Source organism: Mesorhizobium sp. M7A.F.Ce.TU.012.03.2.1, from assembly GCF_004006095.1.
Taxonomy (GTDB): Bacteria; Pseudomonadota; Alphaproteobacteria; order Rhizobiales; family Rhizobiaceae; genus Mesorhizobium.
This window is the reverse complement of sequence record NZ_CP034779.1, coordinates 379,300-394,011: the sequence shown is the minus strand read 5'-3', so window position 1 is coordinate 394,011 and position 14,712 is coordinate 379,300. Positions and strand designations below refer to the sequence as shown.

The window sequence follows — 14,712 nt, the reverse complement described above, 5'->3', positions numbered from 1 at the left end:
CGAAAGCGATGCGACCACGAGGCCCCGGGTCCGGCTTCGCCGCCGCGCCGCACGATATGCACTCAACCGCATCTTGATACCCTCACTGCCCGCAATGCGCGCAGGACCGTTTCGCCTTGCGCCAATTTAAATTTGTTGACTCGGTTAGTCATCTTCAATGTTGACTACATGTTTCATAGTCAACCGACCATCGGCTGCCGGCAGCCAGATTTTTGAATGCGTCGTTTTGGAGAAAACCCGTGCCTGAAATCCACGCCCAGCCGGCTTTCCGCACAGGCGCTGCGCGATGATGGCAGCCCTTGAATCCCACAGGGCTGACCGTCTCCGAGGTCGGATCACCCGGCGCGGCGCGCTGGGACTTTTCGTTTTGCCCTTTGCCGCAATTGCATCGCCATCTGCCACGGCGAAACCGTTGCGCATCGTCTGCCTGGATGACGGCCTGGCGGAGACCTTGCTCATGCTCGGTGTCAGCCCGGTTGCCATTGCCGGTCGCGACATCTGGGAGACCTGGGTGGTCGAACCGCCGCTGCCGCCTGAGATCGCCGATGTCGGAACGCTGCTCGAACCCAATCTCGAATTGCTGCAGCAACTCAGGCCCGACATCATCCTGTCCATGCCGTATCTCGACGGCATCAAGCCGCTGCTCGAACGCGTGGCGCCGGTGACGACGATCGGGCTCTATACCGAGGCCGGGCAGCCCTATCAGCGCGCGCTCGAGGCGACGCGCCAGCTTGCCAGGCTTGTCGGCAAGGAAAGCGAAGGCGAGGCGCTGATCGCGGCGACAGATGCGTATTTTTCGGAAGTTCGCCGGCAGCTGGCGCCGCTTTCGGCGCGGCCGATCTATGTCGTCAGCTTCATGGACCCGCGCAATGTGCGCGTCTACGGCAAGAAGAGTCTGTTTCAGGAGGTGTTCGATCGCATCGGGCTCGCCAACTCCTGGACGGCCGAGACCAATTACAGGGGGTTTTCGACCATTGGTATCGACGGGCTGGCGACATCCAGCGACGCTCGCCTCGCCTATCTCGAACCCTTGCCCGAGGGCGCGGGCGGCACGCTGACCGAAAGTCCGGTCTGGAACGCCATGCCTTTCGTGCGCAACCGCTCGATCATGCGTCTTCCCGCCGTCCATATGTTCGGCGCCCTTCCGTCCGCCACCCGTTTTGCTCGGGTCCTGGCGTCGGCGATAACCGGGGAGGCCGCCCGTGGCTGAGGATGCTGCGGCCATTGCCCAAGGGGGGGAGCATGCGTCGGCCGGCCGGGCCTCCGCGTGGAGCTTTTCAGGAATCAGCCGGTAGGCGCGATCCTGCTTTGCGCGGTGCTGCTCGCGGCAGCGTCAGCGGCAACCGTCTCGAACCTCACCGTGCAGCTGCCATCGACGCTCTGGCTCCAATCGCTCGCCGCCCCCGACATCGATGACATGCGGCAGGTGCTCGTCCACTACGCCTTCCTGCCCAGGCTTGCCGTCAGCCTTCTGTGCGGCGCGGCGCTCGGGCTTGCCGGAACCGTCCTGCAGCAGGTTCTGCGCAACCCGCTCGCCTCGCCCGAAACGGTCGGTGTCTCGGCCGGCGCCTATCTGGCGCTGGCGCTGGCGACGCTTCTGTCGCCTTCCCTGCTTGCCTTCGGCCGCGAATGGGTGGCGCTGGCTGGCGCATTCATGGCCCTTGCCGCCGTCTTCGCTCTGTCCTGGCACAAGGGCCTGTCGCCGCTTTCGGTCGTGCTGGCGGGGCTTGTGGTCAGCCTCTATGCCGGCGCCATCGGTGCCGCTCTCATTGTGCTGCGGCATGAATGGCTGGCCAGCCTGTTCATCTGGGGCGCCGGTTCGCTCGGCCAGCAGGACTGGTCGACGACGCTGTGGCTTTTGCCACGCATCGGCACTGCTGCGCTTGCGATCTTCTTCATGGTGCGGCCACTGACCCTGCTTGGCCTCGACGATGAAGGCGCGCGCAGCCTTGGCGTGCCGCTCGGCGCCTATCGCTTCGCCGGACTGGCCGCCGCAGTGGCGCTGATTGCCTTTGTCGTTGCCGCTGTCGGCGTCATCGGTTTCGTCGGCCTGGCCGCGGCGACGCTCGCGCGCATCGGCGGTGCCCGGCGGCTGGGCCAGCAACTGGTGATGGCGCCGCTGATCGGCGGGGCGCTGTTGTGGGCTGCCGACCAGGTCGTGCAGATCGCCACCGGGCCGCAAGGCGACCTGCTGCCGACCGGAGCGATTACAGCACTTCTCGGCGCGCCGCTGCTTCTCTGGCTGCTGCCGCGCCTTGCTCTTGGCTCGGAAGCCCCGACCTTGATGGCCGCGCGTCTGCCGCGCGCAAGCCGGCCCGGCCTTATGCTGGCGGCGATCGGCCTGGCTCTGCTTCTGCTGCTCGGGCTGGCCCTGCTCTATGGACCGGGTCCGCATGGCTGGACCTTCGCTTTCGGTGACGAATTGCAGCCTTTGCTGGCGTGGCGGTGGCCTCGCGTGCTTGCCGCGCTGAGTGCCGGAGCGATGCTGGCGCTTGCCGGGCTGATGATGCAGCGGCTGACCGGCAATCCGATGGCCAGCCCGGAAGTGCTTGGCATCAGCGCCGGTGCTGCGCTCGGCATGATGGTGGCGCTGTTTGCGCTCTCCGATGCCGGGCGCCCGGTTCAGACGGCGGCGGCAACCATCGGCGCCTTCGCCGCTTTGCTGGTGACGCTGGCGATCGGCCGTCGTGCCGCCTATGCGCCGGAGCGGCTGCTGCTCGCCGGCGTTGCTCTGACGGCCTTGTTCGACGCGCTGATCCTGGTGCTCACCGCCACCGGCGATCCGCGTGCCATGCTGCTGCTCAACTGGCTGACCGGTTCGACCTATGGCGTCGATGTCGGTGATGCTATGCTCACCGGTGGCATCGCCGTCTGCCTCTTCGCGCTCGCGCCTTTCTTCATGCGTTGGCTCGACATCCTGCCGCTTGGCCCCGCCGCTGTGCAGGGCCTTGGCATTGACCTGAAGAGGACGCGGCTTCTCGTGCTGCTGGTGGTCGCGGCACTCACCGCAGCCTCGACCCTGATCGTCGGTCCGCTGACCTTCATCGGCCTGATGGCGCCGCACCTTGCCCGTCGCCTTGGCCTCTCCCGTGCGCTGCCGCAGGCCGTGGGCGCGGTGCTCGCCGGCGCGCTGATCATGGTCGCCGCCGACTGGCTGGGCCGCACCGCCATCTTCCCGCGCCAGGTCCCGGCCGGTCTCGTCGCGACGCTCATCGGCGGCCCGGTGCTGATGTGGCTGCTGCGCCGCCGCTGACCGTTTTGCCCTTGTGGAGATATCGATGTCCAAGTCGACGCCAGCTCTGATCGCCGACACCACGGTCCACGATCTTGTCCCGGCGCAGGGCGGCGCCCCCTGGCGGATATTCCTGCATATGCCGTCCGGGCCGGTGCCAGAAGCCGGCTGGCCTGTGCTCTACATGACCGACGGCAACGCCGTCATCGGCACGGCGGTCGACGCCATGCGCGCGCAGGCCTTCTATCCAACGGGCAGCAATGTCGGCTGGGGCGTCATCGTCGCCATCGGCTATCCCGTCGAGGGCGCCTATGACCCGCTGCGCCGCTCATGGGATCGCGGCCCGCCGCCGGGCAAGACCTATCCGCCCTTCTATGAGGGCACGCCCGAAGTCCGGACCGGTGGGGCAGGGGAGTTCCTTGCCTTCATCGAGGACGAGTTGAAGCCGTGGGTCGCCAGTCGGATCACGGTCGACGCTAGCCGCCAGGCGCTTTACGGCCATTCTTTCGGTGGTCTGTTTGCGCTCTATGCCCTGTTCACGCGGCCGTCTGCCTTCCAGACCTGGATCGCGGCGAGCCCCGCCATCTATTGGGAAGAGCGTGCCATCGACCGCTTTCTCGAAACCTTCGAGGCCGCCATCCCCGCTGGTTTGGCGGCGACCGTGATCCTGTCGGCCGGCGAGTACGAGACCGAGAAGCTGGCGCCGTTCCAGATTGGCGCCGAGGACGAGGAAAAGCGCCTGCAGCAGAAGAAGATAACACGCACCGACGAATTCGCGCGGGCAATGGCGCAGCGGCTTGATGCTCTCCCGGGCGTGCGTGCGCGCTTCGAGCTGCACGCTGGCGAAAACCACATGTCGATCCTGCCGGTCACGGTCAATCGCGCGGTTCAGGCAGCGTTTGCGGTGAGGGCTTGCGACTAACGGCCTTCACCTCTCAACGCTGCAATGGCTTGTTCTCGTTGTGTGGCTGCGTCCGCGTCCATAGCGCCAAAACGCAGGGCACAGCGGAATTTTTCCCCGGGTGCGACGCGAACCAGGCGGCCTCTTTCCTTGGCCGCAAGATAGCCGTCTGGTTCGGCGGTGGCCGGCAGCACGAGGCCAAGCGCGTCCTGGTCGGCGCCGCGCGTGATCCAGCGGACGGCATAATTGAGCTCGTCGGGGCGAAAGCTGACGAAATCCGCCGTACGGTCCGGATGGACCTGCAAGGCGTGCGCCCAGCCCTGGGGGTCCGCCTTAGCCCTCATCGTCAGCACGAGTTCTGGGTCGATCGGCTCGCCCTTGGTCAGCAGGCGATGCCGCGAAGGATCGGCGACAACGGCATCGCGGTAGGCAAGATAGCTTTCGCTCGGTGTGAAAAAGGGCGGCAGCGTCTGGCGCACGACAATGTCCGCGGAATCATCCGCTACGGTGTCGACCAGGCGCCCGCCATCGGCCGGCTTGAAATTGATGTGCGCCAGGTACATCAACTCAATGGCCGAGCGTTTCAGGTTCTCGATCACGATGTCGACGGCGAGGCTGCTGGCGTCGAGTTGCAGCCGTACGGTGGGCTCCATCACATAGTCATGGCTGAAAGCGAGGGTCTGTCGGCAGCGCCCCGTCAGCGCCATGAAAGGCCCTTCGGAATTGCCGCCGGCGATCAGTTGCACATCCTGATAAGGCGCATTTGGCAGGTCGCCGTGAAGCGGGTGGCGGTCATCCGGCCCCGGATTTCCCATTGCGGTGGCGCCGCAGTGGATGAAGAACGCGCCGTAGTTGGAAAGATAGTCGCGGGTCGCGACCGGCTCATCGAACATCGAGCGCATGGTCAGGGAGCGGCCGAGGAAGGTCGCGTCCCAGATCTGCTGTCCTTGGAACGGCAGCATGACGATTTCGCCCTTCGCGTTGCTGATCCGAAGCCCGGCAACGCCGGATCGGTAGCGAAAGGCGGTGGCGACAAGCCCGCGATAACGCGCGACGATGGTTTCCGACGGGCCGAACTGCTCGGGCACGAGATCGACGAAGACGTGATCGGAGTAGTCCAGATGCATTGTTTCGACCTCTATCCACCGCAAGCGTGCGTGCCGATAGTCGCAGGAAACATCTGGAAATCAACGGCAGCACGTTTCACAGCTTCTGCCAGGACGGCTGGTGGCAGAGTCTCTTCGCGCCCTCCTGGGAGAGCGCTCGAAACTGCAAGCTTGCCAGGCAATATCCCGCGATTGCCTATCCGCGAGCCGGCGGCAGCTCGAACAAAGTGGCGCCGTTCTCCCGGCCGCGCTCGACATAGCCGATAACGCCGAACCATCTTGCGACATCCGGCCCCTGGAGCCAGCTGCGCGAGTGGATGGCGAGGTTGCCGGCGAGCGCCTGGATGTGCTTGATATGCCGCTTGCAGAAGCGAACGGTCGCGGCACGGAAGAAGTCTTCCCGTGCGGCGAACAGCGTGTCGGCGGCGTCGCTGTTCTCATGCCAGGCGATAATTGCCACGGCCTTGTCGCCCTCGACAAGCGCGTGCGCGCGGCCCTCCTTCAAATTCATCATCAGATTGTCGTAGGCGATCTTGCTGTCCTTGCCGGCCGCCGCGTATTCGTCCGACATCCGCTTGGACAGACCGCGAAAGACATCCTCCAGATCCCCAAGCGTTGCTGCGCGTGCTCTCATTTCACCTCCTGCAGCCCCGGCAGGCAGTTTGCCCTAGGGTTGAGGGGTGGCCAAGCAAATTAAATCCGTCTGCGGGCTAATGTGCGCAAAGTGATTCCACTTGGCGATGCAGGCGGCGACGCGATGGGGTGTGTCCAGAACGGACCTTGGGAAAATGGTGCCCAGAGGCGGATTCGAACCACCGACACGCGGATTTTCAGTCCGCTGCTCTACCAACTGAGCTATCTGGGCCTGTTCCGGCAAACGAAAACTCGCAGACCGGAATTCATCGAGGCGCCGTGGGGCGCCCCTTGAAAGCGCGTGGGTTATAGCACGGGAATTCGGCCTGTCCAGCGCCTAGTGGGCGATTTCAGGCAGGAAAAGCGACGCCGTGCGGTGCCCCGGTTTCCATGCCGCTTGCGGGCCGGAATCGGGCACGGCATGGCACGATCCGGCCTTCGCCATCCCTGTCCGTGCCGCTGTTGCCGGCTGACATGCCGTGGCACTGCCTTTAGCCGGCGATCGAGGCGCACAATGCTTCGCGGCTCAGACCCGCATTGGTCGCCGCTACCTATCTGGCGCCGGTCACGCCTCTACGAAAATCGGAGGGCGACATGCCGGCGAGCTTGCGGAACGACTTGTTGAAGGCGCTGAGCGAGCCGAAGCCCGAATCCATGGCGACGCGCAGCACATTGGCGTCCTGATGCATCAAAAGCGCCTGCGCATAGCTCAGCCGCAACAGGTTCACATACTCGTTGAGCGTCATGCCGGTGGATTTCTTGAACAGGCTCATGGCATATTTGGGATGGATGTCGGCGGCCGCCGCGATGTTCACGCAATCGATGTCGTAGAGGAAGTTTTCGGCGATGAAATCGCACATGCGACCGACATTGCGCGACGATTGCTGGTCGAAGGGGCTGCCTGTTTCCTGGTCGGTCGGAGTTGCGGATACCAGCCGGTAGGGCTCGAACCGCACCCGCTCCAGCCGCAGCAGCAATTCGTTGACGGCATGTTCGGCCTTGGCCTGGTCGCCGGACCGGGCGTAGCGGTTCCAGCGCTCGAAATTATGGTTGTCGGACTGGTCGGTGGCTGATGTCACCAGTGTCGCGCCGGTCATCAGCCGGTGCCTTATATCCGTGGGCAGGTGCAGCCGGAAGAAATGCACCAGCGGCAGATGCGCCCCGGCATAGATGGCGTCGTCGGACAAATCGTCCATCTGGTGCGGCAGGCCACCCCAGAACAGGCACATCTCGCCGGCCGAAAGCGAAATCTCGTGGTCGTTCATGCGGTAATGCACGCTGCCGCGCACGATGAAATTAACCTCGACCTGGGCGTGCCAGTGCGGCTTGAGCATCACCAACGGATTGGTGTGAAACATCTGCAGGAGCAGCGGCAGGCCTTCCACGCTGCTGGCCCCAGGCTGGTAGAACGGCCGTTCAGGCATCTTACTTTCCGCCAATTTCATATTCCTTTTGACGGCGACAGGCCTTGCCCACTGCATAGTCTAGCCACGCTCACAGTGAGAGAGCAAATGAAATGGGAGGATTTCAATGCGCATCACAATGACCTGCGCCGCGCTCGCGCTTGCCCTGGGCTCAGCCCCGGCCTTCGCGCAATCCGGCGAAATCACCATCTGGAGCTGGAATGTCGCGGCTTCATCGCTGAAGGCGACCATTGCCGGCTTCAACAAGCAATTTCCCGAGGTCAAGGTCACCGTCCAGGATCTCGGCAACCAGCCGACCTATGACAAGTCGATCGCCGGCTGCGCCGCCGGCGGCGTCGGGCTGCCCGACATCGTCACCGTCGAGAACGGTGAGGCCGAGAATTACTGGAGCCAGTTCCCCGACTGCTTCGTCGACCTGCATACGCTCGGCTACACAGCCGACGACCAGAAAAAGTTCCCCGATTTCAAGCGCACCGAGCTGGAAGTGGGCGACAAGGCCTACGCGATGCCGTGGGATTCCGGCCCGGTTGCCGCGTTCTATCGCCGCGATTTCTACGAAAAGGCCGGCGTCGATCCGGCTTCGATCAAGACCTGGGACGATTTCATCGCCGCGGGCAAGAAGATCCAGTCCGCCAATCCTGGCGTCTCGATGACCAATGCCGATTTCAACGGTGACTCGGAATTCTTCCGCATGATCTCCAACGAACAGGGCTGCGCCTATTTCTCCGAGGACGGACAATCGATCACGGTCAACCAGCCCAAATGCGTCGATGCCATGACCAAGGTCAAGGAGATGAAGGACGCCGGCATCATCTCGTCGGCCGACTGGGGCACCAAGATCACCAACAACACCGCCGGCACCGTCGCCACCCAGATCTATGGCGGCTGGTATGAGGGCACCATTCGCACCGAATCTGCCGGTGAAAACGGCAAATGGGGCGTCTATCTGATGCCGAGCCTCACCGCCGACGGGCCGCGCGCCGCCAATCTCGGCGGTTCCTCGCTGGCTATCACCTCGGCGTCGAAGAACAAGGAGGCAGCCTACGCCTATCTGAAATACACGCTCGGAACCAATGAAGGCCAGATCACGATGCTGAAGGAGTTCGGCCTGGTGCCGTCCCTGATCTCGGCGCTCAATGACCCCTACGTCTCGGAAGGTCTGCCCTATTGGGGCGGCCAGGCGGTGTGGAAGGATATTCTCGGCACCTTGCCGAAGGTTGTTCCGAGCCGCGGCACGCAGTTCCAGAGCGACGCCGAAATCATCGTCCGCGCCGTGCAGACCAAGTATCTGGCCGGCGGCTATCCCGACGCCAAGACGGCACTCGACGATGCCGCAAGCCAGATCGCGGCGGCGACCGGACTGCCCGTCAAATCATAACCACCGCTTCTCCTTCTCCCCTTGTGGGAGAAGGTGGATCGGCACGATAGCGCCGAGACGGATGAGGGGTGCTCCAGCGGAGTGAGACGTTGGCATTCCCTGGAACACGCCTCATCCGTCGCCTTCGGCGACACCTTCTCCCACAAGGGAGAAGGGAAGACCCAGGCGATGGCGTGAAACAACAATCGATAGAAGGAGGATGAGGATGCGCAACCGCAACGCCACGGCCTATCGCTTCCTCACGCCCTATCTGCTGATCTTCGCGATCTTCTGGGTGTGGCCGATCATCAGCTCCTTCATGATCTCCTTCCAGGCGACGCGTACCGTGCCGTGGCGGTTCGCGCCGAGCTTCAACTGGGGCCGGTTGATCGGCGATCCGGCCTTCTTCAACGCCCTGAAGAACACGCTGCTCATCCTTGTCATCCAGGTGCCGGTGATGATCTCGCTGGCGCTTGTCATGGCGGTGCTGTTGAACTCGCCGCTCTTGAAGGCGCGCGGCCTCTACCGCTTTGCCTTCTTCGCCCCGGTGGTGGTCGGCGAGGTCGCCTATTCGGCGGTGTTCCGGCTGATGTTCAACCTCGATTTCGGCATCATCAACAAGCTTTTGAACAGCGTCGGCCTGCCCAAGATCGACTGGTTTTCCAACGTCACGCCGGCGATGGCGCTGATCATGATCGCGGTGACCTGGCGCTGGGCCGGCTACAACGCCATCATTCTGCTCGCCGGCATGCAGTCCATTCCCGAAGATGTCTACGAGGCGGCGACGCTCGACCGCGTCAGCAAGCTCAAGCAGTTCTTCTACATCACCCTGCCGCTCTTGAAGCCGGTCATCGTATTCTGCCTCGTGCTGTCGATCATCGGCACCATGCAGCTGTTCACCGAGCCGTTCCTGATCACCGAACGCGGCGGACCTGGCGGCGGTACGGAGACGCTTGGCCTGCTGCTCTATCGCCAGGGTTTTCGGTCGCTCAATTTCGGCTATGCGTCGGCCGTCGCCTACACCATGGCCGGGCTGGCGATCGCCATCACGCTGGCGCAGCTGTGGCTGACGAGGGAACCGAAATGAGTTCGCGCTCCTCCGCCAGACTGGGACGCAGCATCGCTCTGCATCTGTTCCTGACGCCGCTGGCGCTGATCTGGCTGTTTCCGCTGTGGATGATGGTGGTGTTCTCGACCATGCCGGACAACGGCATCTTCAGCCCCGGCATCGAGCTTTTGCCGCACGGCAATTTCATCGACAATTTCAACAATCTGCAGCGTGACACGAACTTCGTCGGCGCCATCGGCATTTCGGTCTCGGTGGCGGTGACCTACACCATCCTGTCGGTGCTGCTGACGTCGATGGCCGGCTGGGCGCTGGCCCGCTACCAGTTCTTCGGCAAGGGCGTGGTTGTCGCCATCATCCTCGGCACCATCACGCTGCCCTATGCGGTCGTGCTGATCCCGCAATTCATCATGGTGGCGCGCGACTTCAAGCTCGCCAACACCTGGGTGGCGCTGATCGTGCCGCCGCTGTTCAATTCGCTCGGCGTGCTGTTCATGCGGCAGAGTTTTTCGATGATGCCGGACGACCTCTTCGATGCGGCGCGCGTCGAGGGCGTCAAGGAATGGCGCATCTTCCTCTTCGTCGCGCTGCCTTTGGCGCGGCCGATGCTGGCCGCACTCGCCATCATCCTGTTCCTCGCCTCCTGGAACAATTATCTGTGGCCGCTTTTGATCAACAGCCAGCCGGGTTCGATGACGGCGCCGGTGGCGCTCGGCACGCTGATCGGCCTCACCAAGGTGTCATGGGGCGGCATCATGGCGGGCGCGGTGATGCTGACGGTGCCGATGCTCGTCGTCTTCGTGCTGCTGCAGCGCCATTTCATCGCGGGCATCGCCGCCGGCGCCGTCAAGTAAGGGGCAGCATGGCAACGGTCACGCTCAACAATGTCGTCAAGCGCTTCGGTGTCTTCGAGGTCGTCCATGGCGCCAGCATCGACATCAAGGACGGCGAGTTCGTCGTCTTCGTCGGGCCCTCCGGCTGCGGAAAATCGACGCTGCTCAGGATGATTGCCGGGCTCGAGGACATCAGCGGCGGCGAGATCGCCATCGGCGGCAAGGTGGTCAACGATGTCGAGCCGGCCGACCGCGGCATCGCCATGGTGTTCCAGTCCTACGCGCTCTATCCGCACATGAGCGTCGAACAGAACCTCTCTTTCGGCTTGCGCATGACCGGCAATCCAAAGGCCGACACCGAACGGCGGGTGAAGCGGGCGGCCGAGATCCTGCGCATCAGCGAATTGATGGACAGGCGCCCGAAAAAACTCTCCGGCGGACAGCGCCAGCGCGTCGCCATCGGCCGCGCCATCGTGCGCGAACCGCAGGTGTTCCTGTTCGACGAGCCGCTCTCCAACCTCGACGCCGAATTGCGCGTCCAGATGCGCGTCGAGATCTCCCGGCTGCACAAGGAGCTCGGCACGACAATGATCTATGTCACGCACGACCAGACCGAGGCGATGACGCTCGCCGACAGGATCGTCGTGATGCGCGCCGGCCATATCGAGCAGATCGGCCGGCCGCTCGATCTCTACGACAACCCCGACAATCAGTTCGTCGCGGGCTTTGTCGGCTCGCCGAAGATGAACTTCATCAAAGGCCGGGTCGTCGGGCACGATGCGCGTGGTGTCGTGGTCGAGCTGGCGGGTCAGGAGAAGACCTGCATCACGCAACCGCTGACCGGCGCTGCACCTGAAATGGGCAGCCCAAAAATCGGCAGCAAGGTCATTGTCGGCGTTCGGCCCGAACATTTCGGCAATGCCGGAGAGGGCGACGCCGACCTCGTGGTTGCCATCGACGTGGTCGAGCACCTGGGCGGCACAAGTTTCCTCTACGCCAGAACGGCCAACGGTGACGACGTGGTGATCCAGCGCGACGCGACGAAGGTTCCCGACACATCAGAGATCACCGTTTCCATCCGCAAATCCTACCTGTTCGACGAAAAAGGACTGCGGCTGCGCTGACCGCCGGCCCTTTCCAGCCTTCAAGGAGAATGACAATGACTGCAACCACGCCCATTCGCTGGGGCATCCTCGGCCCGGGCAGCATCGCCCAGTCCTTTGCCGGTGGCGTGGCCGCTTCGCGCACCGGAAAGCTGGTCGCCATCGGCGCGCGAAATCCCGCCAAGCCCGGCCTCGCCGAGAGTTTTCCTGGCGCCCGCATTCTCGACGGCTACGACGCGCTGCTCGCCGATCCCGACATCGATGCCATCTACATTTCGATACCGCATCCCGGTCATGCGCAATGGGCGATCAAGGCGGCCGAGGCCGGAAAGCATGTGCTGTGCGAAAAGCCGCTTGCGCTGACCGCCTTCGAAGCCGACGCCATGATGCACGCCGCACGCAAGGCCGGCACATTCCTCGGCGAAGCCTTCATGTACCGGCTGCACCCGCAGACCAAGAAGCTGGTCGAACTGATCAGGTCCGGTGTCATCGGCGACATCAGGATGATCAAATCGAGCTTCGGCTTCGCCATGCCGGGCTTCATGCCGCAGCACCGGCTCTATGCCAACGATCTCGCCGGCGGCGGCATTCTCGACGTTGGCGGCTATCCCGTCTCGATGGTTCGGCTGATTGCCGGCGCGGCGCTAGGACAACCTTTCGCTGAGCCGGACAAGGTGGTCGGCACCGCCCATCTGGGCCAGTCCGGCGTCGACGAATGGGCGTCCGCGCTGCTGCATTTCCCAGGCGGCATTGTCGCCGAAGTCTCCTGCAGCATTTCGCTCAACCAGGACAATGTGCTGCGCGTCCTGGGCACAAAGGGCCGTATCGAAGTGCCGGACTTCTGGTTCGCCGGCGGCAACCGCGACGTCGGCCTCGGCCGGATCGACATCATCGCATTCACCGGCGCGCGCCAGACCATCAGCGTCGACGAGAAGCGCCATGTCTATTCCTTCGAGGTCGACGCAGCCGGTGAGGCGATCCGAGCCGGCGGCCAAGAATTCGCCTGGCCGGGCATGGCATGGGCGGAAAGCCTCGGCACCTTGCGCGTGCTGGATAAATGGCGGGCGGCAGCCGGCCTGGAATACGCGATCGAGAAAGCCGCGCAGCGCACCAACACCATCTCCGGCCGGCCTTTGCGGTCCGGCGGCACGGCGATCGCCAAGCGCACCATTCCCGGCCTGTCGAAGCCGGCATCGGTGGTGGCGCTCGGCTTCGAGGATTTCCGTACCTTTTCCTCAGGCTCGATCCTGCTCGATGCCTATTTCGAGGCCGGCGGCAATCTCTTCGATACCGGCTATGTCTATGGCGGCGGCTATACCGAGAAGCTGCTTGGCGAGTGGTTGAAAAACCGTGACGTGCGCGCGCAATCGGTGGTCATCGCCAAGGGCGCGCACTCGCCGCTGTGCTATCCCGATGTGATCGGCAAGCAGCTCGACCAGTCGCTCGAACGCCTGCAGACCGATCACGTCGATGTCTACTTCATGCACCGCGACAATCCCGATGTGCCGGTCGGCGAATTCGTCGATGCGATGGATCGTGAGGTCAAGGCCGGCCGCATCCGCGGCCCGTTCGGCGGCTCGAACTGGACAATGGAACGCATGGATGAGGCGATCGCCTATGCCGAACGTACCGGCAAGCAAAAGCCTGGCGCGCTGTCCAACAATTTCTCGCTGGCTGAAATGCTGGAGCCGATCTGGGCAGGCTGCGTCACGTCCTCCACGGATCCATGGAAGGCCTGGCTGACATCCAGGCAGATGCCGAATTTCGCCTGGTCGAGTCAGGGGCGCGGCTTCTTCACCGATCGCGCAGGTCGGGACAAGCAAGACAATGAGGAACTGGTGCGGGTCTGGTACTCCGAGCGGAATTTCGGCCGCCGCGACCGGGCGGTCGAACTTGCCGCGAGACTGGGCAAGAGCCCGATTCATATTGCGCTGGCCTATGTGCTCGCTCAGCCATTCCCATCCATCCCGCTGATCGGGCCACGCACGCTGGACGAGTTGGACGACAGCCTGCGCGCTCTCGACATCACGCTGTCGCAAGCCGATCTCGAATGGCTGGATGGCGGCAGTCGGCGCGCTGCCTAGCTGGCTGCCTTTTTAACCGTCGCGGCGTCAGGTCTCGTCATCAGGCGCCCTGACGCCACGCCTGGCCGGTGTCCGCAAATTGGCATACATGCCGGTGGTGCGGAATTGGCTCGGCGTGATGCCGTAGCAGCGGCGGAAGACTTTTGAAAAATAGTTCGCGTCCTCGAAGCCGCACAGGATGGCGACCTCCTTCACCGGCAGAAAATCCGCCTTGGTCAGCAGCTTCGCCGCGCGTTGCAGACGCTGCTGCAGCACGAACTCGGCCGGCGGCAAGCCTTCGCTCTCGGCGAAACAGCGTGAGAAATGGGCCCGGCTGAGGCCGCTGATCTGGACCAGGTCCGCCACCGGCAGCGGCCTGTCGAGATTGGCATTGATGTGATCGATGACCGGCTGCATGGCGCTCTGTTTTTCGGCAAAGGCATGGGAGCCGAAGACATCGTCATAGAGCGCCATCGCAGCCTCATAGGCGACCGCCGAAGCAGCACCCGGCGAAGCGGCGCCTTTGATCAGGCGCAAGCTGCAATCGGCAAGATGATCGATCGTCGCCTGCTGCAGCCGAAATACCGGACCCGAGACGCTGAGGATCGACTTGTGGATGCGCAGCGCCTCCTCGCCGTTCATCGAAATCCAGAAATATTCCCAGCGCTCATCCCCGGCCAGCCAGTAGCGGTGGTTGTGCGGCACCAGCACCAGCAATGTGTCGTTCTTCTGCAGGCGGTAATTGCGGTTCTCGTAGCGCAGCCGGCCGGTTCCGCTGATCGTGTGCTGGAGCACGGTGAACGGCGTCTGGCCGCGCCTGCGCCCATCCCAGTCGTAGATCTCGTCCTCGCGCACTTCATAGCCCGTGCTCGTCGGCATGGCGTGCAGGCGCTGGCGGCCGCGCGGCAGCGAGATCGTGCGCATGGACTGTCCGTTGTTTATCAAATCCTGCAGCACAAAATTACCCTTGAAAGCATAATCCTTCTCTGGTCGC

11 protein-coding genes, 1 tRNA gene and 1 pseudogene are annotated in these 14,712 nt (G+C 63.6%); 8 read left to right on the top strand and 5 right to left on the bottom strand.

Annotated features, from left to right (window positions below; all coding sequences use genetic code 11):
* Window positions 1-412: 412 nt before the first annotated feature.
* From EJ079_RS01910 to EJ079_RS01900, 3 genes and pseudogenes are all read left to right on the top strand, one after another.
* The gene (locus EJ079_RS01910; RefSeq protein ID WP_245481803.1) at window positions 413-1,210 is read left to right on the top strand and encodes an ABC transporter substrate-binding protein; all 798 of its coding nucleotides are present in this window, start codon (window positions 413-415) and stop codon (window positions 1,208-1,210) included.
* A pseudogene (gene fhuB, locus EJ079_RS01905) lies at window positions 1,203-3,253 on the top strand (Fe(3+)-hydroxamate ABC transporter permease FhuB). Before EJ079_RS01910 ends, fhuB begins: the two are co-directional and overlap by 8 nt.
* Window positions 3,254-3,278: 25 nt before the next feature.
* A complete protein-coding gene (locus EJ079_RS01900) occupies window positions 3,279-4,154 on the top strand; it encodes an alpha/beta hydrolase-fold protein (RefSeq protein ID WP_127807909.1) in 876 nt (291 codons plus the stop codon).
* On the opposite strand, the gene EJ079_RS01895 is transcribed toward EJ079_RS01900, so the two are convergent.
* The 4 genes from EJ079_RS01895 to EJ079_RS01880 form a co-directional block, all read right to left on the bottom strand.
* Window positions 4,151-5,260 (bottom strand): DUF4432 family protein, encoded by a 1,110-nt coding sequence (locus EJ079_RS01895; protein ID WP_127807908.1) that lies wholly within the window; start codon window positions 5,258-5,260, stop codon window positions 4,151-4,153. The two genes, EJ079_RS01900 and EJ079_RS01895, sit on opposite strands and share 4 nt — an antisense overlap.
* Window positions 5,261-5,435: 175 nt before the next feature.
* Entirely contained in the window at window positions 5,436-5,873 is a 438-nt protein-coding gene (locus EJ079_RS01890) for a hypothetical protein (RefSeq protein ID WP_127396933.1), read from the bottom strand.
* 155 nt (window positions 5,874-6,028) lie between these two features.
* Window positions 6,029-6,104: transfer RNA gene (locus EJ079_RS01885), tRNA-Phe, on the bottom strand.
* A 319-nt stretch (window positions 6,105-6,423) separates the two neighbouring features.
* On the bottom strand, window positions 6,424-7,317 hold the full coding sequence (locus tag EJ079_RS01880) for a helix-turn-helix domain-containing protein (RefSeq protein ID WP_024504770.1): 894 nt from the start codon (window positions 7,315-7,317) through the stop codon (window positions 6,424-6,426).
* Between the two features lie 85 nt (window positions 7,318-7,402).
* Between EJ079_RS01880 and EJ079_RS01875 the strand changes: the two genes are divergently transcribed.
* From EJ079_RS01875 to EJ079_RS01855, 5 genes are all read left to right on the top strand, one after another.
* Window positions 7,403-8,674 (top strand): extracellular solute-binding protein, encoded by a 1,272-nt coding sequence (locus EJ079_RS01875; protein WP_127396935.1) that lies wholly within the window; start codon window positions 7,403-7,405, stop codon window positions 8,672-8,674.
* Between the two features lie 205 nt (window positions 8,675-8,879).
* Window positions 8,880-9,740: a sugar ABC transporter permease gene (locus EJ079_RS01870; protein WP_013530184.1), complete on the top strand. Its 861-nt coding sequence runs from the start codon at window positions 8,880-8,882 to the stop codon at window positions 9,738-9,740.
* Window positions 9,737-10,573 (top strand): carbohydrate ABC transporter permease, encoded by an 837-nt coding sequence (locus EJ079_RS01865; RefSeq protein ID WP_127256867.1) that lies wholly within the window; start codon window positions 9,737-9,739, stop codon window positions 10,571-10,573. The genes EJ079_RS01870 and EJ079_RS01865 overlap by 4 nt, the downstream gene beginning before the upstream one ends.
* Window positions 10,574-10,581: 8 nt before the next feature.
* Window positions 10,582-11,676: a sn-glycerol-3-phosphate ABC transporter ATP-binding protein UgpC gene (gene ugpC, locus EJ079_RS01860; protein WP_127807907.1), complete on the top strand. Its 1,095-nt coding sequence runs from the start codon at window positions 10,582-10,584 to the stop codon at window positions 11,674-11,676.
* Between the two features lie 35 nt (window positions 11,677-11,711).
* Window positions 11,712-13,739, top strand: coding sequence for an aldo/keto reductase (locus tag EJ079_RS01855; protein ID WP_127397670.1), 2,028 nt, complete (start codon window positions 11,712-11,714; stop codon window positions 13,737-13,739).
* 27 nt (window positions 13,740-13,766) lie between these two features.
* On the opposite strand, the gene EJ079_RS01850 is transcribed toward EJ079_RS01855, so the two are convergent.
* The gene (locus EJ079_RS01850) at window positions 13,767-14,642 is read right to left on the bottom strand and encodes an AraC family transcriptional regulator (RefSeq protein ID WP_127397671.1); all 876 of its coding nucleotides are present in this window, start codon (window positions 14,640-14,642) and stop codon (window positions 13,767-13,769) included.
* Window positions 14,643-14,712 lie beyond the last annotated feature (70 nt).

Bases quoted from the DNA above. Each gene is read 5' to 3' on its own strand.
- EJ079_RS01895 (WP_127807908.1), bottom strand. From the start codon at position 5,260: ATGCATCTGGACTACTCCGATCACGTCTTCGTCGATCTCGTGCCCGAG.
- ugpC (WP_127807907.1), top strand. From the start codon at position 10,582: ATGGCAACGGTCACGCTCAACAATGTCGTCAAGCGCTTCGGTGTCTTC.
- EJ079_RS01850 (WP_127397671.1), bottom strand. From the start codon at position 14,642: ATGCGCACGATCTCGCTGCCGCGCGGCCGCCAGCGCCTGCACGCCATG.
- EJ079_RS01870 (WP_013530184.1), top strand. From the start codon at position 8,880: ATGCGCAACCGCAACGCCACGGCCTATCGCTTCCTCACGCCCTATCTG.
- EJ079_RS01875 (WP_127396935.1), top strand. From the start codon at position 7,403: ATGCGCATCACAATGACCTGCGCCGCGCTCGCGCTTGCCCTGGGCTCA.
- EJ079_RS01865 (WP_127256867.1), top strand. From the start codon at position 9,737: ATGAGTTCGCGCTCCTCCGCCAGACTGGGACGCAGCATCGCTCTGCAT.
- EJ079_RS01890 (WP_127396933.1), bottom strand. From the start codon at position 5,873: ATGAGAGCACGCGCAGCAACGCTTGGGGATCTGGAGGATGTCTTTCGC.
- EJ079_RS01880 (WP_024504770.1), bottom strand. From the start codon at position 7,317: ATGAAATTGGCGGAAAGTAAGATGCCTGAACGGCCGTTCTACCAGCCT.
- EJ079_RS01855 (WP_127397670.1), top strand. From the start codon at position 11,712: ATGACTGCAACCACGCCCATTCGCTGGGGCATCCTCGGCCCGGGCAGC.
- EJ079_RS01900 (WP_127807909.1), top strand. From the start codon at position 3,279: ATGTCCAAGTCGACGCCAGCTCTGATCGCCGACACCACGGTCCACGAT.